15 protein-coding genes are annotated in these 20,905 nt (G+C 73.6%); 12 read left to right on the top strand and 3 right to left on the bottom strand.

The window, feature by feature from the left end:
* Positions 1 to 42 precede the first annotated feature (42 nt).
* From ACGFU6_RS00800 to ACGFU6_RS00760, 9 genes are all read left to right on the top strand, one after another.
* Positions 43 to 7,197 carry an amino acid adenylation domain-containing protein gene (locus ACGFU6_RS00800; RefSeq protein ID WP_393607280.1) on the top strand — a complete coding sequence of 2,385 codons (7,155 nt, stop codon included), beginning with the start codon at positions 43 to 45 and terminating at the stop codon, positions 7,195 to 7,197.
* Entirely contained in the window at positions 7,194 to 7,409 is a 216-nt protein-coding gene (locus tag ACGFU6_RS00795; RefSeq protein WP_393607278.1) for an MbtH family protein, read from the top strand. Before ACGFU6_RS00800 ends, ACGFU6_RS00795 begins: the two co-directional genes overlap by 4 nt.
* 210 nt (positions 7,410 to 7,619) lie before the next feature.
* Positions 7,620 to 8,036: a cobalamin B12-binding domain-containing protein gene (locus ACGFU6_RS00790; RefSeq protein WP_393607277.1), complete on the top strand. Its 417-nt coding sequence runs from the start codon at positions 7,620 to 7,622 to the stop codon at positions 8,034 to 8,036.
* Positions 8,033 to 9,340 (top strand): methylaspartate mutase, encoded by a 1,308-nt coding sequence (locus tag ACGFU6_RS00785; protein ID WP_393607275.1) that lies wholly within the window; start codon positions 8,033 to 8,035, stop codon positions 9,338 to 9,340. Before ACGFU6_RS00790 ends, ACGFU6_RS00785 begins: the two co-directional genes overlap by 4 nt.
* A gap of 55 nt (positions 9,341 to 9,395) precedes the next feature.
* Positions 9,396 to 10,400, top strand: coding sequence for an asparagine synthetase A (locus ACGFU6_RS00780; RefSeq protein ID WP_393607273.1), 1,005 nt, complete (start codon positions 9,396 to 9,398; stop codon positions 10,398 to 10,400).
* Positions 10,397 to 11,695, top strand: a complete 1,299-nt coding sequence (locus ACGFU6_RS00775) for a glutamate synthase-related protein (protein ID WP_393607271.1) — start codon at positions 10,397 to 10,399, stop codon at positions 11,693 to 11,695. Before ACGFU6_RS00780 ends, ACGFU6_RS00775 begins: the two co-directional genes overlap by 4 nt.
* Positions 11,692 to 12,042 (top strand): hypothetical protein, encoded by a 351-nt coding sequence (locus tag ACGFU6_RS00770; protein ID WP_393607269.1) that lies wholly within the window; start codon positions 11,692 to 11,694, stop codon positions 12,040 to 12,042. Before ACGFU6_RS00775 ends, ACGFU6_RS00770 begins: the two co-directional genes overlap by 4 nt.
* Before the next feature lie 82 nt (positions 12,043 to 12,124).
* Positions 12,125 to 13,414: an MFS transporter gene (locus ACGFU6_RS00765; protein ID WP_393607267.1), complete on the top strand. Its 1,290-nt coding sequence runs from the start codon at positions 12,125 to 12,127 to the stop codon at positions 13,412 to 13,414.
* Between the two features lie 7 nt (positions 13,415 to 13,421).
* Entirely contained in the window at positions 13,422 to 14,183 is a 762-nt protein-coding gene (locus ACGFU6_RS00760) for a 4'-phosphopantetheinyl transferase family protein (RefSeq protein ID WP_393607265.1), read from the top strand.
* 129 nt (positions 14,184 to 14,312) lie between these two features.
* Here the strand turns inward: ACGFU6_RS00760 and ACGFU6_RS00755 are convergent, their stop codons facing one another.
* Positions 14,313 to 14,990, bottom strand: a complete 678-nt coding sequence (locus ACGFU6_RS00755; protein WP_393607264.1) for a uracil-DNA glycosylase — start codon at positions 14,988 to 14,990, stop codon at positions 14,313 to 14,315.
* 140 nt (positions 14,991 to 15,130) lie between these two features.
* On the opposite strand from ACGFU6_RS00755, the gene ACGFU6_RS00750 reads away from it, so the two are divergent.
* The 3 genes from ACGFU6_RS00750 to ACGFU6_RS00740 all read left to right on the top strand — a co-directional run bounded on the left by ACGFU6_RS00750 (position 15,131) and on the right by ACGFU6_RS00740 (position 17,771).
* Complete coding sequence (locus ACGFU6_RS00750) at positions 15,131 to 15,670, top strand: uracil-DNA glycosylase (RefSeq protein ID WP_393607262.1); 540 nt, start codon at positions 15,131 to 15,133, stop codon at positions 15,668 to 15,670.
* A complete protein-coding gene (locus ACGFU6_RS00745; protein ID WP_393607260.1) occupies positions 15,667 to 16,752 on the top strand; it encodes an N-acetylglucosamine kinase in 1,086 nt (361 codons plus the stop codon). Before ACGFU6_RS00750 ends, ACGFU6_RS00745 begins: the two co-directional genes overlap by 4 nt.
* Before the next feature lie 95 nt (positions 16,753 to 16,847).
* A complete protein-coding gene (locus ACGFU6_RS00740; RefSeq protein WP_393607258.1) occupies positions 16,848 to 17,771 on the top strand; it encodes a sirohydrochlorin chelatase in 924 nt (307 codons plus the stop codon).
* Between the two features lie 73 nt (positions 17,772 to 17,844).
* On the opposite strand, the gene ACGFU6_RS00735 is transcribed toward ACGFU6_RS00740, so the two are convergent.
* Both ACGFU6_RS00735 and ACGFU6_RS00730 read right to left on the bottom strand, forming a co-directional pair.
* Entirely contained in the window at positions 17,845 to 18,915 is a 1,071-nt protein-coding gene (locus ACGFU6_RS00735) for a lactonase family protein (RefSeq protein ID WP_393607256.1), read from the bottom strand.
* A 104-nt stretch (positions 18,916 to 19,019) separates the two neighbouring features.
* Positions 19,020 to 20,531, bottom strand: a complete 1,512-nt coding sequence (locus ACGFU6_RS00730; protein ID WP_393607254.1) for an FUSC family protein — start codon at positions 20,529 to 20,531, stop codon at positions 19,020 to 19,022.
* Positions 20,532 to 20,905: the final 374 nt, after the last annotated feature.

Here is a 20,905-nt window from a genome sequence, read left to right as displayed (position 1 = left end):
CCGTTCGCCCCGGTCCCTCGCATCGACAGAAGGAAAGCCAGGATGCCCCCCATCGGAACGGACAACCTGCTGGACGGCGGTCCCTCTCCCTCGCCCGCCCCACCGGTGCTCGATCTCATCGCTCAGCAGGCGCGCACCCGGCCCGACGCGGTGGCCCTGGTCCACGACGGCACCGACCTGACCTACGGCCGGCTCGCCGACGCCGTACGGGAGCGTGCCCGGTCGCTGGCCGACGAGGGTGCCGCTCCCGGCCGCCTGGTTGCCCTGCACCGGCCGCGCGGGATCGACGCCGTCGTCGGCCTCCTCGCCGTCCTCAGCACGGGTGCCGCTTACCTCCCTCTCGACGTGCAGGCCCCCGACGCCCGCAACGAGGCCATCCTCAGGGCCGGCTGCGGCGAACCGGCGCCCACGCCCGCCGAGGTGGCCCGCAGCGGCGAACTGGTCCTCCCCGGCCCCGGCGCACCGGCCGGGGCCGCCTACGTGATCTACACGTCCGGGTCCACCGGAACCCCCAACGGCGTCGTCGTCGGCCATGACTCGCTCGCGCACTTCATCGCGGGCGCCACCCCCGCCTACGGCATCGGTCCCGCCTCCCGCGTCCTGCAGTTCTCCCCGCTCCACTTCGACGCCAGCGTCCAGGAGCTGTTCGCCACCCTCGGCGCCGGCGGCACCCTGGTACTGCGTACGGACGACATGCTCGACGTAGGTGACCTGCTCGCCGGCTGCGCACGCCACGGCATCACCCTGCTCGACCTGCCGGCCGCCTACTGGCACGAGCTCGTCCACGTCCTCACCACCGGCTCGGTCCGCCTCCCCACGTGCCTGGAGACCGTGATCATCTACGGGGAGGCCGCACTGCCCGAGCGGGTCGCCCAGTGGCGCGAGCTCACCGGCGAACGGGTCCGGCTGCTCAACGCCTACGGGCCAACCGAGACCACGGTGGTCGCCACGGTCGCCGACCTCACCCGCCACGGCGACGGCCCCGTCCCCATCGGCCGCCCGCTGCCCGGCGTGCGCGCCGCCATCGTCTCCGGTGAACTCTGGCTGCTCGGCGGGGGCCTGTCTCTGGGCTACCTGGGCAACCCCGAGCTGAACGCCCACCGCTTCACGGAACTCGGCGGCGAGCGCGCCTACCGCACCGGCGACCTGGTCACGATCGGCGCGGACCGCCAGATCCTCTACCACGGCCGCCTCGACGACGAGGTGAAGATCGGCGGGCAGCGCATCGACCCGGCCGCCGTGGACTCAGTCCTGTCGGGCCACCCCAAGGTCCGCGAGGCCGCCGTTGTCGCCCAGCAGGGCTCCGACGGCGTCAAGCGGCTCGTCGCGTTCGTCGTCACGGAGGGCGGCGTCGGCTCCGAGGAGCTGCGCGCTCTGGTGCGCGAGCGCATGCCCGCCGCGGCCGTGCCGGCCGCCGTCGGCATCGTCGCCGCCCTGCCCCGGACCAGCTCCGGGAAGATCGACCGCAAGGCTCTGCGGACCACGGACCCGCGTCTGTCCGTCGTCCACGAGGAGCCGCTGCCCGCCGAGGACCGGGTGCTGCTCTCCCACGCCCAGCGGCGGTTGTGGCTGCTCGACCAGCTCGAAGGCCCGTCCTGCGCGTACAACATGCCAATCGTGCTGGAACTCGACGGTGTGCCGGACCGTGCGGCGCTCTCCGCCGCCGTCACCGACCTCGCCGAGCGCCACGAGGTGCTGCGTACCGTCTTCCTCACCCCTGAGAGCGAGCCCTACCAGCACGTCCTGGGCCCGTCCACGGTCCGCGCCCGCACCGTCGAGTGCCCGGCAGCCGAACTCCGCTCCAGGGTGACGGATTTCATCACCGAAACCTTCGACCTCAGCCGTGAACTGCCTTTGCGGGTAGCACTGTTCGTACCCGAGGACGAGACCGGTGCCGGGCCTGCGGCCGTGCTGGCCGTCCTGCTCCACCATGTCGCGGGCGACGGCTGGTCCCTGGCCCCGCTGATGAACGACCTGTCCGCCGCCTACACCGCCCGCGCCCTGGGCCGCGCCCCCGAGCAGGAGCCGCTTCCCGTCCAGTACGCCGACTACACCCTGTGGCAGAACGACGTCCTCGGCACGGCCGACGACCCGGACGCGGCCGTGTCGCGCGGGCTCGCCCACTGGCGGACCGCGCTCGCCGGTCTGCCCGCCGTCACCGACCTGCCGCTGGACCGCCCCCGCCCGCACGCGCCTGACCACAGCGGCGGCCTGGTCACCGCGCGCCTCGGGCCGGCGGCGCACACGCGCCTGGTCCAGCTCGCCGACGCCCACGGCGCGAGCATGCTGATGGTCCTCCAGGCGGCCCTCGGCCTGGCCCTGCGCGCGGCCGGCTGCGGCGACCGGGTCGCCATCGGCACCCCGGTCGCGGGCCGCGACGACGAAGCGCTCGGCGCCCTGGTCGGCTTCTTCGTCAACACCCTGGTCCTGCCGACCGACACCTCCGGCGACCCGGCGTTCACCGAGCTGCTGGAACGGGTCCGCGACACCGACCTCGCCTCCTACGCCCACCAGGGCCTCCCCTTCGACCTCCTGGTCGAGCACCTGAACCCACCGCGCGCGCCCGGTGTACACCCGTTCTTCCAGACGATGCTCACGCTGCGCACCGCCGCCCCGGCCGACGCCCCCTTCGCCTTCGGCCCTCTGACCGGCAGCTTCAGTGCGGGTGACCTCGCGACCACCAAGTTCGACCTCACCGCCGCGTGCGTGGAGCACCGCGGCACCGACGGCACGCCCACGGGTCTCGAACTGGGCGTGGAGTACGCGCGCGACATCCTCGACGAGGAGACCGCCCGCCTCCTCCTGAGCGCCCTGGAGCGGGCCCTGCGTACGGCCGCCGACCGGCCCGGGACGCCTGTCGCCGACACCGCGCTGCTCGGCGCCGGGGACCGCCGGGCCCTCGACGACCGCCGTGCGCGCACCGCGGCCCGCGTCGCCCGGAACGCCGTCGACGCCCAGGCTGTCGCGGGGGCCGTCGACGGTCCGGACCCGGAACTCGTCGACACGCTGGGGGAGATGTTCGCCGAGATCCTGGGACTGGACCGGGTGGGCGCGCACGAGGGGTTCTTCACGATCGGCGGGCACTCCATGAGCGGGGTGCGCCTCGCCAACCGGATACGCGCCCGCCTGGGCGCCGACGTCCATGTGCGCGACCTGTTGCTGGCCCCGACCCCGGCCGCCCTCGCCCGCCGTATCACGGACGCCCGCAACACCGCGGGCGCCGAGCCCGGAACGCCGCTCGCGCTCACCGCCCGCGCCGACCGGCCGATGCGGCTGCCGCTCTCGTACGCGCAGCGCAGGCTCTGGTTCATCGACACGCTCGAAGGTCCCAATGCCTCCTACAACATCCCGTTGGTGCTGCGTCCCGCCGGACCCCTCGACGCAGATGTCCTGGGCCGGGCCCTCGCCGACCTGACGGAGCGCCACGAGGTACTGCGTACCCGCTACCCGTCGGTCGGGGGCGAACCGCACCAGGAGATCCTCGACGCCACACGGCCCGTGCTCGACGTCAGCACCGTGCCGGCCGGGCAGTTCCGGGCCGCTGTCGCCGCCGCCGCCGGGCACGTCTTCGACCTCGCCGAGGAGATCCCGCTGCGGGCCACTCTGCTCAACCGCGACGACGGCGAGCAGGTCCTGGTCCTGCTCGTCCACCACATCGCCGCCGACGGCTGGTCCACCGGCCCGCTCCTGGCCGACCTGACCACCGCCTGTGCCGCCCGCGCCGAGGGCCGCGCACCGGGCTGGGAGCCGCTTCCCGTCCAGTACGCCGACTACACCCTCTGGCAGCAGGAGCTGCTGGACGGACCGGCGGCGCAGGACGACCTCACGTTCTGGGAACAGGCTCTCGCCGACGCCCCGCCGGTCCTCGAACTGCCGGCCGCGCGTCCGCGCCCGGCCGAGGCCACGCACCGGGGCGGTCATGCCCAGCTCTCCGTCGACGCCGCCACCCACCAGGCGCTGGAGGAACTGGCCCGGCGCAGCGGCGCCACACTGTTCATGGTCCTGCAGGCCGCCCTCGCAGCCGTCCTCACCCGCCACGGCGCCGGCACCGATCTGCCGCTGGCCACCATGACGGCGGGCCGTGACGACGAGGCCCTGAGCGATCTGGTCGGCTTCTTCGTCAACACCCTGGTCCTGCGCACCGACACCTCCGGCGACCCGGCGTTCACCGAACTCCTGGAGCGGGTCCGCGACGCCGACCTCGCCGCCTACGCCCACCAGAAACTGCCCTTCGACCGGATCGTCGAACACCTCAACCCGGTCCGCAGCACGGCCCACCACCCGCTGGCCCAGGTCGTCGTACAGCTCCACCACGACTACACCGCACCCGTCGGTGACGGACCGGTGCTGCGGGCCGAACCGGCCCCGCTGGAGGCGCTGTCCACCAAGTTCGACCTGACCCTCGCCCTGTCGGAGCAGCAGGACGCCGAGGGCCGGCCGGCCGGTCTGGCGGGCGGCCTGGAGTACGCCACCGACCTGTTCGCCCCCGCGACGGCCGCCCTGCTCGCGGCGCACGTCGAACGGTTGCTGCGCACCGCCGCCGCCGACCCCGGGGTGCGGATCGGTGACGTGGACCTGCTCACCGACGACGAACGGTTCCGGCTGGTCGCGGAGTACAACGACACGGCCACCGTGACGCACGAGCGGGGCGCCGTCCACGAGGTGATCGCCCGCCGGGCCGCGCTCACCCCTGCGGTGCCCGCCCTGATCACCGACCGGGAGAGCGTCTCCTACGGTGAACTCGACACCCGTGCCGGGGCGCTGGCCGCCCGGCTGGGTGCGGCCGGGGTGCGCGGGGGCGACACCGTCGGGGTACTGCTTGAGCGCGGTGTGCCGCTGGTGGTGACGGCGCTCGCCGTCCTCAAGTGCGGCGCCGCCTACCTTCCGCTGGACCCGGGGCTGCCCGGCGCCCGCATCCGGCTGATGACCGAGGACGTGGGGGTCCGCCTCGTCGCCACGGCCGCCGAACACGCGGGGGCGGTCTCGTCGCCCGGGAGTTCCAACCCGCCGGTGCTGCTGATCGACGCGCCCGACCCGACGGCCGTCCCGGCGGAACACCGGGACGTGGCGGTCGGCGGGGACGACCTGATGTACGTGATGTTCACGTCCGGATCGACCGGCCGCCCCAAGGGCGTCGGCGTCACCCACCGCAACGTGAGCGAACTCGCCGCCGACCGGGACACCACGGCAGGCGGCCCCGGCCGGATGCTGGTCCACTCGGCGACCGGGTTCGACGCGTCCGTCTTCGAGATCTGGGTGCCGCTCCTGAACGGCGGCAGTCTGGTGATCATGCGGGGCGACGGCACCGACCTCGGCGAGACCGCTCGCACGGTCCGTGAACACGGGGTCACCGCGGCCTACTTCACCGCAGGTCTGTTCCATGTGATGGCCGACGAGGCGCTGGACACGCTACGGCTGCTGCGCGAGGTGTGGACGGGCGGCGACATCGTGTCGCCGGCCGCCGCCCACAGGGTCCTGACGCACTGTCCGGACACCGCACTGGTCCACTCGTACGGCCCCACCGAGACGACCTTCGCCTCCCACAACCAGTGGCTCACCGGCGGCCGGGGCGCCCTCGGCGGCAGCGGGCTGCAGCTGGGCCGCCCGATGGACAACACCCGCAGCCATGTCCTCGACGAAGCGCTGCGGCCCGTCCCGCCGGGGGTGCCCGGCGAGCTGTACGTCGCCGGCTCGCATGTGGCGCGCGGCTACCTCGGCCGCCCCGACCTGACCGCCGAGCGGTTCGTCCCCGACCCGTTCGAGGCCGACGGCAGCCGGATGTACCGCACCGGTGACCGCGTGGTGTGGACACCGGAGGGCGAGCTCCGGTTCCTGGGCCGCGCGGACGGCCAGGTCAAGCTGCGCGGCGTACGGATCGAGCCCGGGGAGGTGGAACACGCGCTCGCCGCCCACCCTTCGGTCGGTCAGGCCCTCGCCGTCGTCCGGGAGGACCGGCCGGGCGACCGGAGCCTCGTCGGATACGTGGTGCCGCGCGCCGGGAACACGGTCACGGAGGCGGAAGTCCTCACGCTGGCCCGCGCCGCGCTGCCCGGGCACCTGGTGCCGTCCGCGGTCGCCGTCCTGGACGCCCTGCCGCTGACCGTCAACGGCAAGCCGGACCGCCGCGCCCTGCCCGCGCCGGACCGCCCGGCCGCGAGCCACCGTGCGCCCCGCAACGCCCGGGAGGAGGTGCTGTGCGCGCTGTTCGCCGAGATCCTGAACGAGCCGACGGTCGGCCTGGACGACAACTTCTTCGCCCTGGGCGGTCATTCGCTGCTCGGTGTGCGCCTGGTGAGCCGGGTGCGTTCGGTGCTGGGCATCGACCGGACCGTCCGGGACCTGTTCCGCTCCCCCACTCCGGCCGGGCTGCTCGGCTCGCACGACCACGACGGCACGGCCGGCGCCATGGACGTCCTGCTCCCGCTCAGCGACCGTGGCTCCCGGCACCCGCTGTTCTGCGTACACCCCGGCACCGGGATCGGCTGGTCCTACGCCGGTCTCGCCCGCCACCTCGGCGAGGGCCAGCCGCTGTACGCACTTCAGGCACGCGAGCTCAGCGAGCCCGGCTACCGCCCACGCACCGTCGAGGAGATGGCCGACGACTACCTGGAGCGCATCCGGCAGGTCCAGCCCTGGGGGCCCTACCGGCTGCTCGGCTGGTCCTTCGGCGGCATCGTCGCCCATACCATGGCCGTACGGCTGCGCGCGGCCGGTCAGCGGGTCGAGCTCCTGGCACTGATGGACGTGCACCAGACCGGCCCCGGCAGCACGTCGGTCCTGCCGCCCGAGGAACGGGCGGCGGCCTCCGGGACGCTCCAAGAGGACGGCCTGCCGGCGGCTGTGGAGCGCGTGCGCCGCGAGGACCCCGTCCTGGGCGGCTTCAGCACCGAGGAGATACGGGCCGTGCTGCGCGCCTCGGAGACCCACGCGGCGCTCATGTCCCGGCACACGCCCGGCATCGCCGGCACCGGTGCGGTCTTCTTCACGGCCCGCAGACCCGGCGAACCGGAAGGCGCGCTGGCCGCCACCTGGAATCCGTTCCTGGAAGGAACGGTCGAGAACCACACTGTGGAATCCGGACATCTACGGATGACCGAGGAAGAACCTCTCGCGCACATCGGAAGAATCATCGCGGAGAAGCTCTCCGCACTGCAGGGGAAGAACCTGCGGGAAATCGAAACGAGGAGTTATTCATGAGCGACACCGTGAACCCCTTCGACAACTCCGAGGGCGCCTTCCACGTCGTGGTGAACGACGAGGGCCAGCACGCCCTGTGGCCTGTCTTCGCCGACATCCCGGCCGGCTGGACCAGCGTGTGGGGGGCCGGGGACCGCTCCGGGGCACTGGAGTACATCACTGCCAACTGGACCGACATCCGCCCCCGGAGCCTGGTCGCCCAGTACGCCTGACAGCCCCTCATCCTGTGCCGCGCCCCGCAGCTCCTGCGGGGCGCGGCCCTTTCGTATGCCCCGCGGGGAAATCAGTCAAATACCCGGGCACCGCGGCCGTCCAAGACTTCGGGGGAAATATCGCGGGAGGAATTCCGGGCGGGAAACTGCCGCCTTTTACTGCCGCTCGACTTCCGCCCGGGAAGCATCCGGGGAATTAGTGTCGAGGGCATGAAGATACTCCTGAGCGGAACCGCTTCGGACTCCCACACCTGGAACCTCGTGTATCTCTGGCTGTTCCTCGAGGAGCGGGGACACGACGTAGTCGCGCTGGGCCCCTGCGTGAGTCCCAGCCTGCTCACGTCCGCCTGCCGCCGGCATACGCCCGACGTGGTCGTGCTCAGCAGCGTCAACGGCCACGGCTACCGGGACGCCCTCGTCGCCGTGCGCCGGCTGCGCGCCGAACCGGGCCTGGCCGCAGTGCCGGTGGCCGTCGGCGGCAAGCTCGGCATCCTCGGCCGCTCCGGTGAGGCCGATGCAGCCCGGCTGCGCGAAGCGGGCTGCGACGCGGTCCTCGGGGACGGCACCGGCGACCTGGAGGCCCTGTGCGCCTTCCTCGCGGCGGCCCGTGCCCGGGTGGCGGCATGAGCGGCGGCCCGCGCCCCTTCGGCGCGTTCGTCGCGGACTCGGCAGCCGCCGGCCGGCTGGTCGTCCAGCCCCGCATGGGCTTCGGGACCCCGGAGGCCATGCGCATGGGTCTGGAGCGGACCAGGGCCGCCACCGCCACGACCGTCGGCACGCTCACCATCGACAGCTACACCCGCGTCGGCGACCTCGCCGGAGCCCGCGCCGCCCTCGCCGAAGGCACCCGGCTCAACGGCTATCCCCTCGCCACCCATCCTCTCGCCGTCACCCGGGCCCTGCTCGACGGTCTCCACGACGACGGCTTCCCCGTCCAGGTCCGCCACGGCTCCGCCCGCCCGCAGGGCATCGTCCGGGCCCTGGTCGCGGCCGGTCTCGACGCGACCGAGGGCGGGCCCGTCTCGTACTGCCTGCCCTACGGCCGCACCCCGCTGCGGGAGTCCGTCACGGCCTGGGCCGAGGCCTGCGAGATCCTTGCCGCGAGCGCCCGCCCCGGTTCCGTCCCGCATCTGGAGAGCTTCGGAGGCTGCCTGCTGGGCCAGCTCTGCCCGCCCGGACTGCTCGTGGCCATGAGCGTGCTGGAATGCCTGTTCTTCGCCCAGCACGGCCTGCGCAGCGTCTCGTTGAGCTACGCGCAGCAGACCGACCCGGTCCAGGACGAGGAGGCCGTACGGGCGCTGCGAAGGCTGGCAGGCGAGTTCCTGCCGGCCAGGGTGGACCATCACGTCGTCCTCTACACGTACATGGGTGTCTACCCCCGCACCGAGCACGGCGCGACCCGCCTTCTCGAGGCGTCCGCCCGCCTCGCGCTGCGGTCGGGGGCGCAGCGGCTCCTGGTCAAGACGACCGCCGAGTCCCGCCGTATCCCCACCGTCGAGGAGAACGTCCGCGCCCTGGAGACCGCCGCCGCGGCCGCGGCGCTCGCCGGCCCGCCGGAGCCGGGGGGCCACGACGCCGGGAGCGAGGTCTACGCGGAGGCCCGCACCCTCGTGGAGGCCGTGCTCGGCCTGCACGCCGATCTGGCCCGCGCGCTGCCGGCCGCCTTCGAACGCGGCCTGCTCGACGTGCCGTTCTGTCTTCACCCCGACAACGCCGGCGGCTCGCGCAGCGTCATCGGCGCCGACGGCCGGCTCCGCTGGTCGGACACCGGGGCCATGCCGATCCGCCCCGACGCCCCGGCCGACCTGGCGCCGCTCACCGCCGACGGCCTGCTCACCACCCTCCACCACGTGGCCGAGCGCTACGACCGGGCGCCCGGTGCCCCGGTGCCTGTCCGGGCGCCCGGCAGTCCGGCGGCCCGCCCGACCTGACCCACCGGCCGCAGCCCCACCCTCCTCGCCACGACCCACGAACAGGAGTCCTGTCATGGACCACGCCTCGCAACCAGCCGGCCCCGCCCTGCCTCCCCCGCTCGGCGAACACCTGCGTTCCCCGCAACTGCGCGCCGCCATGCTCGTCCAGCAGGAGGCACTGCAGGCGACCCGCGACCATCTGCGGCAGGCGGGCTTCACCGAGTTGCTGCCACCGCTCGTCGGCCCAGTCACCGACCCGGGCGGGCGGGGCGCCAAGGCCCTGGACGTCGACTACTACGGCCGTCCGTACAAGCTGATGACCAGCGCCATCCTCTACAAGCAGGCATCCCTGCGCGGCTTCCCTAAGCTCTTCTACATCGCGCCCAACGTGCGCGTGGAGCCGGAGGAGACCGCCACCACCGGACGCCATCTGGTGGAGTTCCACCAGATCGACATCGAGATCGCCGGCGCCCGCCGCGAGGACGCCCAGGAGGTCGCCGCCGGACTGCTCACCCACGTCGTCGAGCACGTGTGGACGGCCGTCCCGGAAATCCTCACCGAACTCGGCCGCCGAGAGGCCGACTTCGCGGACATCCGCAGCGGCAAGTACGACGTGTGCACCCACCAGGAGGCCGTCGCCCGCCTGCGCGGCGCCGGTCACCCGCAGAGTCCGGACAGCGAGATCGACTGGACCGGCGAACGGCTTCTCTCCCTGGAGAGCGACCGCCCCTTCTTCATCAACGACTACCCCAAGGGCTCTCGCGGCTTCTACGACCGTGAGGACCCCGACCGCCCCGGGGTGCTGTGCAACTTCGACCTCATCGCCCCGCACGGCTACGGCGAGCTGGTCTCCGGCAGCGAGCGCGAGTCGGACTACGCGACCATCATCACCCGAATGCGGGAGAGCGGGGAGAACCCCGCCAAGTACGCCTGGTACCTGAAGGAGGCGCGCGAGGGCATCCCGGCCAGCGCCGGGTTCGGCATGGGCCTGCAGCGCCTGGTCCGCTTCCTCACCGGTCTCGACTCCCTGTGGCAGGTCAGCGCCTACCCGAAGCTTCCCGGGGTGCTGGCCCCGTGAGCGCCCTCACCGCACCCGGCTTCCCGGAAGGGAAGATCCGCGCCCGTGCCCGGCGCGGCACCACCGAGGTCTTCCCGGATCCCGGCTCCTACGGTGCCGAGCTCTTCGGTCCCGGCACCGAGGACGCCCCCGGCGGCGACGCACTCGACCGGGCCCGCTTCACCCCGCCCGTCTTCATGCCCGAGCGGCTCGAAAAGCTCATCGACCTCGCCCGCGAGCCCGAGTTCGGCGACGTCGACCTGACCACCCGGACCGGCGGCTTCAGCGCCTCGCTGCCGCTGTACCTGTCCGCTTTCGGGTCCACCCGCGCGGGCAGCGGCGACCTCTCCGTCCACGCCTCACGCCAGGCCGGCCGGCTCGGCATCCCCATGGTCATCGGGGAGAACATGGTGCCCGTCCACGGCTACCGGCGCGGCGGGGACGCCACCCGCTCCGCACTGCTCGACCGCGTCGAGGCCTACCTCGGCGCCGCGCCCGAGGGCGTCGGCGGGATCGTCGTGCAGCAGTCCACCGAGGACGCCGACTCCGAGGTCTGGAACCTCCTCTACAGCGACCCCGCCACCCGCCCGCTGCTCGAATCCGGGCGCCTGGCATTCGAGTTGAAGACGGGCCAGGGCGCCAAGCCCGGTCTCGGCGGCATGACCGTCGTCGCAGGCGCGGAGGCGGCGCAGCTGGCGGGCCGGTTCACGGTCACCGAGGCGTTCGGTGAGGACGACGACCGCCGGCTGCGCTGTGCCACACCCGGCACCTTCACCGACGAGATCCTGCGCCAGCAACTGCGCTTCATGCGGAACAACTTCCCCAAGGCACGCACCTGGGTGAAGTTCCACCCCGGACGCGACATCGGGGACGCCGTCCGTGTCGCCTGGGCCGCCGGGGCCGACGCCGTCACGGTCGACGGGGCCGAGGGCGGTACCGGCTGGGCCCCTCGGGTCTTCCTCGACCAGGTCGGGCTGCCGCTCTCCGAGTGCCTGCGCCGGATCGGCCGCCCCGGCGGCTGCCTGCTCGCCAGCGGGGGCATGTGGGAGGGCGGGCGCGTCCTGCGCGCCCTAGCCCTCGGCGCCCGCGCCGCCGGCCTGGGCCGCGCCGCCCTGATCGCCGTCGACGAGGACCCCGCACACGGCCTGGAACGCCTCGTCGAAAGCATCGCGCTCGAACTGCGCCTGCTGGTCAGTGCCCTCGGCAAGTACACCGTCACCGCCCTGGCACCCGAGGACCTGTGGTGGCCCGACAGCCCCTTCGACGTGCGGGCGCCCCTCGCCACCGGGCAGGCCGCCGCCGGAGCGGCGACGTGACCGCGCGGCCGCACCGCCGGCGCGGGCGCACCGTCCGGGCCCGGTTCCTGGTAAGGGAGTCACCCGGCGTCACCGTCGCCCCCGCCGCCGACGACGTGGGGGGAGTGGAAGGCCGGGGCGCCCTGTTCGACGCGGCCCGGCACGCCGCCGAGCGCACCCTCGCCGAGGAGGGCCGGGGCTACCTCGGCGGCCACCTGGAGCTGCGTACCCCCGGTGGCGTCGGCGGTGCGCGCGGCCCCCGGACCCTCCTCCACGCCGCCGACCGCGCCGCCGCCCTGGCCGTCACCGCCACGCTGCGCGGCGACGACACCGGCGTCACCGTTCGCGCCGCCCGACGCCCCCGCTGAACTGTCCACCCCGTCCAGCGCCCCCGGGAACCCTCCACCCCGTCCGCTCCCCCTCCGAGCCCTCCCTCAGGAAGCCGACCCCATGACAACCAGCCCCTCCGCCCCGTCGTCCGGGGCGGCGCCCGCCCTGGACTGGCGGCGCATCGGCAGCTTCGCCACCGGCCAGGCCGCCGTCCAGTGCGGAAGCTTCGCCCTCCTCATCGCCATGAGCTGGACCGCGGTCCAGCTCGGCGGGCGGCACGCCGTGACGATCGTGATCCTCGCCTCCACGCTCCCGCGTGCCCTGATGCTGCTCTTCGGCGGCGCTCTCGCCGACAGCCTCGGCCCGCGCGCCGTCCTGCTGCGGGCCACCGCCACCCGGCTCGTCGTCCTCGTCGTCGGCGCTCTGGTCGCCGCGAGCGCCGACAGCCTCTGGCCTCTGATCGCCGTCGCCGTGGTGGAGGGCTCCCTGCTCGGTCTCACCGGCCCCGCCTCCGGCGTCCTGCTGACCCGCCTGGCCCCCAAGGAGCACCTGGGCCGCGCCAACTCCCTGTTCGCCATGGTGATGCGGCTGGCGCCGATCGCCGGATCACCGCTCGGGGCCTGGCTGGTGGTGGCGGGCAGCCTGTCCCACGTCATGCTGGTCTCGGCCGCCGGATGCGCCGTCTGGCTGCTCTGCGCCTTCTACGTCACTCGCGGCATGGCCCGCCCCGAGCGCCGCTCCGACGCGAACCCCTCGCTGTTCCGGCGTTCCGGCGACGGTCTTCTGCTGCTGGGCGCCCACCCACGGCTGCGCTGGATGTTCGTCGCCTGCTTCTGCATGGACTTCGCCTTCCTGTGGCCGGCCGAGGTAGCGCTGCCGCTGCGCGCCGCCAGTGAGGGGTGGGGCATCGGCTCGGTCGCCGCGGCCCTGACCGCCTTCAGCGCCGGCGCCCTGGCCGCGGCAGCTGCGGGCGCTGTCCTCGCCCACCGCATCCCGGTCCCGGTCAAGCTCATGGTCGCCGGCACCGGACTCGCCGTCTGCCTGGGTTCCATGGCGCTGGTCCCCTCCCCGGCTCTCCTGGCCGTCGCGGCGTGCGCCGTCGGCCTCTTCTCGGGACTGAACGGACCGGCCCTGGTCACCGCGTACCAACAGGCCGTCCCCGAAGGCCGGCTGGGCGCCGCGATGTCCACCTTCTCTCTCTCCAGTATCGGCGCCGCGCCCTTGTCGCTCGCCGCCTTCAGCTCGATCTCCGCGCCGCTGGGGGTGACCGGCACCTGGCTGCTGTGCGCGGCCGTCGCCCTGTTCTCGCCGGTGGCCGCCGCTCTTGCCCTGCGCTCCCCCGTGACGCGCAAGGCCCCCGGTGCAGCGGAGGTTTCCGTCGCCCCCGAGCCCACCGCCACAGCCGTGTGAGGCAGACATGTCCCTGCTGGAATCCAGTCCACCGCCCGCACTCGACCGTCTTCTCCTGCCGACCGCGCTCCCCCCGCTGCCCGCGGCGCTGCCCCCACCGACCCGTCCCGGACCCGATGGCGTGCAGCTCTGGCTGGTCGCCACGGCAGCGCACGAGCAGAGCGCGACGCGTTACGCCCCGCTCGTCCTGGACCCGTCGGAGCTGGCCCGAGCGGCGGAGTTCCGCCGCCCCGCCGACCGCGCCACGTATCTGTGCGCCCACGTCGGACTGCGCCGCGTGCTCGGCAACCAACTGGGCACGGCGCCCAAGGCCGTCTCGATGGCCCGAGCCCCGTGCCCCTGCTGCGGCGAACCGCACGGCCGGCCCGTACTGCCCGACGGGCACCTGCACTTCTCGCTCTCGCACTGCGAGGGCCTCAGCCTCATCGCCGTCGCCGTCGGCCCGGTCGGGGTGGACGTCGAACCGGTGCCGAGCGAGCAGACCCTCGTCGAGGCGGCCGATGTCGTCCACCCGGCGGAGTCGGCGGAACTCGCCGCCCTCGCCCCCGCTTTGCGCCCGGCGGCGTTCGCCCGGTTGTGGACCAGGAAGGAGGCCTATCTGAAAGGGCTCGGCATCGGCCTGGGCGCGGACCCCTCGACGGAGTACGTCGGGGCCGGCGAGACACCGGCCGCCGCGTCCGGATGGCTCTTGGCCGACATCGCCGTCCCCCACGGCCACCGGGGAGCGGTGGCGCTCCGCCGCGGGGGAGTCGGCGCCGGCCCCGGCTGACCGGCCCGTCCGGCCCGCCTGAGCAAGACCGCAGTCGCAGCCTGACCACCACACCAAAAGTGTCCGTCAAAGCGGAACAAGCCCGGGGCAGGAGACCACCGCCCTCCCGGCCATCACCCGCCCCATGCCCTACGGCAGGCGCCACTCCACCGGCTGGGCACCCTGCCCGGAGAGGAGTCCGTTGGCCTGGCTGAACGGACGCGATCCAAAGAACCCCCGGTCTGCCGACATGGGGGAAGGGTGCGCGGACTCGATCGCCGGAAGATCTCCCAGCAGCGGCCGCAGATTGCGTGCGTCACGCCCCCACAGGATCGACACCAGCGGTTTGCCACGCGCCACCAGGGCCCGGATGGCCTGCTCGGTGACCTCCTCCCAGCCCTTGCCCCGGTGCGCGGCGGGCTTGCGCGGAGCGGTCGTGAGCGCCCTGTTGAGCAGGAGTACACCCTGCCGCGTCCAGGGGGTGAGGTCACCGTTGGAGGGCCTGGGCGTACCGATGTCGTGGTGCATCTCCAGGAAGATGTTCTCCAGACTTCCCGGAAGGTTACGCACGTCCGGGGCCACGGCGAAGCTGAGCCCGACGGCCATTCCCGGCGTGGGGTAGGGATCCTGTCCGACGATCAGGACTCGGACGTCGTCGAAAGGCTGCTGAAAGGCGCGGAGCACATTCGGGCCGGACGGCAGGTACGTCCGGCCGGCCGCGATCTCGGCCCGGAGGAAGTCCCCCATGGCAGCAACGCGTTCGGCTACAGGTTCGAGAGCTCTCGCCCATCCGGGTTCGACAAGCTCGTGCAAAGGTCGGGGCGCCATGATCGGTCACTCTACTGGGGGACGGAGAGGGGAAGCCCCTTCGAACGGGGCCGCCCCCAGGGGCTACTCTTCCTTGTCGTCGAGGTCATCCCACCGTTCGCGGAGATCTCGCAGCCGCTCGGGAGGAAGGAGGCAGCTCGTTGCGTCCAGTAGTCGTTCCACTGACTTGTCGCCATCACACCTGGTCAGCCCGTCGCTTCGAATGCCTGCATCCCGGAACTCCCGCACGGGCGGCGGGGCTGGGCTTCTCCCGCGCACCCGACGTCCACCCGGCGCCCGGCGGCCTGGAGAACATCGTCCGGCGGCTCCGCTCGGGCCTGGAGCCGCTGCGTCCCTCCAACGGTGATCTGGCGCCGCGGACCGAGCAGGGCCTGGTGCCGCTCAACAGGGTCCTGCCCAGCGCCCCCCGCCGGCTCGCCGCGCATCGCGGCAAGGACGGGGAGGAGGCGACCCAGCAGGCGAGCTCGGCACGCGTCACACGGGACACCTCGCTGGTGTCGGTCCTGTGGGGCAGCGACGACCGCAATCCGCCTTTGGCGCTGGGGGATTTCCCGGCCATCGAATCCTCGCGCCCCTCCCCCGTACCGGCGGACCGCGGGTTCTTCGGTGCGCGCCTCGGCCGGACCGATGGGCTGCTGGAGTGCCAGGACGCCGAACCGGTCGACCGGCGGCAGCCATGACGGCCGCGCCCGGCGGGCCCGGTCCGGCGTCGGCCGGCGTCCCCGCACGACCTGGCCCCGGGGAGTACGTCCTCGGCGTGGACTCCGGTGGTTCCGGGCTGCGGGTGGCCCTGGGCACCGTCGGCTCGGACGATCCTCTGGACACGGCGGTATGTGCCGAGCCGGTGCGGACGGGCCCCTCCGGGATCGACGCCGCCCATCTGCTGGACCAACTGCTGCCCACTGTCCGGGAACTGCTCACGCGGCACGGCGGCGGCAGCGGGATCGCGGCAGCGGCGATCGGCGCGGCCGGTATGGGCACGCTCGGGGACCGGTTGCGGGCCGAGCTGCCCGACGCCCTGGCGGACGCGCTCGGGGTGCGCCGGCTGGCGCTCGCCGCCGACGCCGTTACCGCGTACGCCGGCGCGATCGGCCAGCGGCCCGGCGCCGTGGTCGCGGCCGGCACCGGCCTGATCGCCCTGGGCACGGATCTGACGCGGTGGCGGCGGGCCGACGGCTGGGGTCATCTGCTGGGGGACAGCGGCGGCGGCGCCTGGATCGGCCGGGCCGGCCTCGACGCGGCGATGCGCGCCCACGACGGTCGGCGCGGCGGATCGCCGGCACTGCTCGCCCGGCTGGAAGCGGTGTTCGGCCCGGCGCCAGGACTCCCCGGACTGCTCTATCCGCGTACCGACCGGCCTGCCGTACTGGCCTCGTTCGCTCCCGAGGTGGCCGGCTGCGCGGCGCACGACCCCGTCGCCGAGGGCATTCTCCGCGACGCCGCCGGACATATCGCGGAGGCCGCCGCCGCCGTGTGCCCGAGCCCGGGAACTGACGACGAGACGTGCGAAGTGGCGCTGACCGGTGGCCTGTTCCGGATGGGTGCCCCGTTGCTCGTACCTTTGCGCGAGGAGCTGGCCCGGCTGCTGCCGCATGCGCGAGCGGTCCCCGGTTCGGGTGATCCACTGATCGGCTCCCTGCACATCGCGCGGGCCCTGGCCACCGGCGGTCTGCGCCTGCCGCACCATCCGACTCTGCTCAGCATTCCGTTGTCCGGATTGGACCAACCGGCCGCCGGTGACGTGACAGAGCAGGGCAGTTGACCGGTAAGCCACCCATCGGATAAATACGGACATACAACGCGCGACCGGACCCTCCCCGCGCAGCGGGGTACCCAAAACCAGTAGCATGCGGCGCCATGAGCACCCCCACTGGGCCCGCTTCCGGCCTGCCTGTACGAATGCCGCGACCTCGCCAGTCCGGACGGCACCGCCGCCCGGAGCCCGTGGTCGCACCTGAGGGCGCCGCCGCGCTCGTTCTCGCCGTTCCCGGTACCCCCTCCTCGGCCAGCCGCAGTCTGGCCGAGGAGGTCATCAGCATCGCCCGCTCCGAGCTGCCCGGCCTGAACGCCGTGATCGGCTACCTCGACGGTGACGATGCCGAGTTCCCGACCCTTGTCTCCGCTCTCGCGCACTGCGCCGCCGAGCGCACCGCGCGCTTCGAGCAGGCGACGGCCGCCGGGCGCGAGGTCGCTCCGCCAGAGGGTCCGGCCGCCGTCGTGGTGCCGCTGCTCGCGGGACCGGACAGCGCCCTTGTGCAGCGGATAGGCCAAGCGATCACGGACAGCCGGGCACCGGCCGAGCTGACCGATGTGCTCGGCCCGCACCCGCTTCTCGCCGAGGCGCTGCACGTACGGCTCTCCGAGGCGGGTCTCGCCCGTGCGGACCGGGCCAGGCTGTTCACGGTGGCCACCGCCGCCGACGGAATCGTGCTGGCCACGGTGGGCGGTGAGGAGGCCGTGCAGGCGGCCGGGATCACCGGCATGCTGCTGGCCGCGCGGCTCGCGGTGCCCGTGATGGCCGCAGCACTCGACGTCGAGGGTTCCGTCGCGTCGATTGCCACGCAGCTGAAGGACTCCGGCTCGCTCCAGCTGGCGGTCGCGCCGTACCTGGTGGGTCCCGAGGTGGCCGAGGGGCTGCTGGACTCCGCGGTCAAGGAAGCGGGCTGCGCGGCGGCCGAGCCGCTCGGCGCCTACCCGGCGATCGGCAAGCTGGTGATGTCGATGTACACGACGGCGCTCGGCATCGCTCCCCCGGTGGCCCAGGGGGCGTCGGCCCACTGATCCGTTACGGGCCCCACCCGCTCTTCGGACGGGTGGGGCCCGTAACGGCTCGCCACCTGCGCGAACGGGCCGCTCAGGCGAAGACCACACAGGAGGCCGCAGGAGCCTCCAGGGAGCCTTCCTGGACCGGGATGCCGGTCGCCTGGTCCACGGCGAACCAGGCGACGTTCCCGGACCGCTCGTTGGCCGCGTACAGCCGTCGCCCGGTGGGGTCGAGGGCGAGGTCGCGCGGCCAGCGCCCGCCGCAGCTCACCGTGGTGACCAGGGACGCCTTCTCGCCGGAGGCGTCGAGGCCGAGCACCGAAATGCTGTCGTGCCCTCGGTTGGCCACCCAGAGGAAACGGCCGTCGTGCGAGACGACGACCTCGGACGCGTAGCTCGCCGAGGCGCTGTCCCCGGTCGCCTCCGGCGGCAGCACCGGCGTCTCGTCGACCGTTTCGAGTACCCCGGCGACGGCGTCCCACCGGCACACCGTGACCGTGGGTTCGAGCTCGTTGAGCACGTAGGCGTGAGCGCCATCGGGGTGGAAGGCGAGGTGGCGCGGTCCGGTGCCGGGCCGCAGCACCGTCTCTCCGTGCAGGCGCAGCACCCCGGTGTCCGGGTCGAGCGCGCAGACCCGCACCGAATCGGTTCCGAGGTCGACGCTGAGCACCCAGCTCCCCGAGGGGTCGGGGAGTACCTGGTGGGCGTGCGGGCTCTCCTGCCGGGAGGCGTCCGGGCCGCCGCCCTCGTGCCGGAGCACACTGCCGGCGGCGCCGGGTGAACCGTCCGCGCCCACGGGCAGCACGGTGACGCTGCCGGAGCCGTAGTTGGCGGTGAGCAGCCGGCCGCCCGCGAGGGCGAGGTGCGTGGGGCCGTCTCCTTCCACCGGCCGCAGAGCGCCGATCGGCCTCGGTATGTCCTGGGTGACGTCGAGGGCGGCGACCGCTCCCGGCTCGGTCTCGCTGACCGCGTACAGGACCGCGCCGCCGGGCCCGCCGCCCCGGCCCAGCACGAGGTACGAGGGGTCGGGGACGGCGTCCGTCGCGCCGAGGACGGTGAGCGCCCCGGTCTCCCGGTCCACGGCGGCAGCGGTGATTCCCCGCCCGCCCGCCGAGGTGAACGACCCGATGAATGCCCGTCCGGCACCGTTGCTGCTGTCCACCGCACTGCCTTTCTCCGCCGACTGATCACGACGGAGGGGACCGTCGCGATCTTCCGCGGCGACGGTAGCAGTGCGACCGACTGGTCTGGACCAAGGGTGCGGTGTCAGGCCGCGGCGAGCGGGGCCGCCGGCCGGCCGTGCAGCGGCGTGGCCAGTTCTGCCAGCGCGCGCTCCAGGCCGTGCAGGTGGGCGAGGGCGGGTCCGGCTTCGGCGGCGTGCGCCGGGAGCCCGACGGCGAGCGGGGTACGGGCCCGCCGCCCGGACACCGTCAGCGTTTCCACCGCGCTCTCTACGCGCCAGCAGGCGGCGGCGAGCCGGGCGTCGTGCGAGGCTTCCGGATCGGCGGCGACGGAGGCCAGGCCGCGCACCTCGCGTGCGCAGTCGTCGAGCAGCGCGAGCACCTGCCGCGCCCGGCCCTTGCGGGCCCTCATCGGGTTGAGCGGATGCACCAGCGGGGCCAGCGACAGGCGGACCCGGCCGAGGATCGCCTCCAGTTCGGCGACGTGCCGGGGCGGGTCGGCCTCCTCGCTTCCCGCGAGCCGGGCGGCGGCCTCCGCCGTGCAGGTGTGAACACAGCGCAGCGCCCGCTCCACCCACGCCTCGGTCACCGAGTGGGTGGTCACCGGCAGCACGAACAGCACCGCCAGTACGGCACCGAGCGCCCCGGCGGCCGTCTCGGCGACCCGAAGCACGAGCAGCCCCGCGTCGAGCACGCCGAGCAGCCCGTACAGCATGCTCGCCATCACGGTCACGGCCAGCATCATCCAGGTGTAGGAGACGGCGGCGGTGTAGAAGATCCCGAACACGCCCAGTGCCACGACCACGGCGGCCACGACCGGATCGTGGTGCAGCGGAACGGCCACGGCGAAGCCCAGCCCGATCCCGAGCACCGTCCCCAGCGTGCGCCTGAACCCGCGTACGACGGTCTCGCCGCGCGAGGTCGTGGCCACGAACACCCACCACGTGGCGCCGACCGCCCAGTACCACCGCTGGTCGGAGAGCAACTGCCCCACGGCGAGCGCGAACCCCGCGCCGAGCATCGCCTGCACGGCCTGTCGCGTCGTGATCCGCCCCAGCCCCCTCGCCCCAGCAGGGAGGCCGACGGCCACGGGGGCGGCGATCCGGCGCTCGTAGCACCACGCCCCGAACCGCACCAGCGACGACGTGGCGAGCGACAGCAGCACGGCCGCGTACAGCTCGGGGAGCTGCCCGGGCACGGTGTGCAGGAACTGGGCGGCGAAGTAGGCCATGAAGGCGAACACACCCAGCGAGTGCCCGCGCGGCCCCCACCGCCGCGCGTAGACCCCCGCCCCGACGACGGCGAGGAACGCCAGGTCACGTGCGACGGGCACATCGTGCAGCACGGCGGCCAGGGTGAGGACCGGGAGGCCGACGACGGGGAGCAGCGCGGTCGTCGTCGCCTGCCCGCGCACCGTCGGGTCGGTCACCGTGAACAGGGCGAGCAGCGCGGCCAGGCCGCCGGTGATGGCCGCCACCAGCGAGTGCCCGGCCGCTCCGCACAGCGCGACGGCGAGCCCGATGCCGAGCACGGCCCGGGACGCGAAGCGCAGCCGTACCAGCCCCGGGTCCTGCGCGACGAACACCCTCTTCAGCAAGTTGCCCCGCCCCTTACATACACAGATCGGTCCGGACATGAGAAAGGCGCCGCAGAGATCCCCGGGGGGCCCGCAGCGCCGTCGCGGAGCCATCTCAGCACCTGTGAGGCTGTTGGTTCAACCGGGGCCGTTCGATGTGTACCAATGGCACAGCACAACTCTGCATCACCGGCCACAGCCAAGCCAACGGCCCACCCTCACCGTGCCACCGGCGCAAGAGGGATGACCACCGGCCATAGGGCCGCCACGTGAGGGCCGGCCCTCCGCGGGGCCCAGCGACGGGGGCTTCCGGGACGGTATGGACACGGCGACTTGACATGACTACGCTCACCCTTGGTCTAGACCGCAGAACTCTCCGGACATCACCCCACATC

This window comes from Streptomyces sp. NPDC048462 (assembly GCF_043200175.1).
GTDB lineage: Bacteria > Actinomycetota > Actinomycetes > Streptomycetales > Streptomycetaceae > Streptomyces.
This window is presented reverse-complemented; position numbering and strand designations above follow the sequence as displayed.

Coding starts and splice junctions, on each gene's coding strand:
- ACGFU6_RS00800 (WP_393607280.1), top strand. CDS start 43: ATGCCCCCCATCGGAACGGACAACCTGCTGGACGGCGGTCCCTCTCCC.
- ACGFU6_RS00795 (WP_393607278.1), top strand. CDS start 7,194: ATGAGCGACACCGTGAACCCCTTCGACAACTCCGAGGGCGCCTTCCAC.
- ACGFU6_RS00790 (WP_393607277.1), top strand. CDS start 7,620: ATGAAGATACTCCTGAGCGGAACCGCTTCGGACTCCCACACCTGGAAC.
- ACGFU6_RS00785 (WP_393607275.1), top strand. CDS start 8,033: ATGAGCGGCGGCCCGCGCCCCTTCGGCGCGTTCGTCGCGGACTCGGCA.
- ACGFU6_RS00780 (WP_393607273.1), top strand. CDS start 9,396: ATGGACCACGCCTCGCAACCAGCCGGCCCCGCCCTGCCTCCCCCGCTC.
- ACGFU6_RS00765 (WP_393607267.1), top strand. CDS start 12,125: ATGACAACCAGCCCCTCCGCCCCGTCGTCCGGGGCGGCGCCCGCCCTG.
- ACGFU6_RS00760 (WP_393607265.1), top strand. CDS start 13,422: ATGTCCCTGCTGGAATCCAGTCCACCGCCCGCACTCGACCGTCTTCTC.
- ACGFU6_RS00755 (WP_393607264.1), bottom strand. CDS start 14,990: ATGGCGCCCCGACCTTTGCACGAGCTTGTCGAACCCGGATGGGCGAGA.
- ACGFU6_RS00745 (WP_393607260.1), top strand. CDS start 15,667: ATGACGGCCGCGCCCGGCGGGCCCGGTCCGGCGTCGGCCGGCGTCCCC.
- ACGFU6_RS00740 (WP_393607258.1), top strand. CDS start 16,848: ATGAGCACCCCCACTGGGCCCGCTTCCGGCCTGCCTGTACGAATGCCG.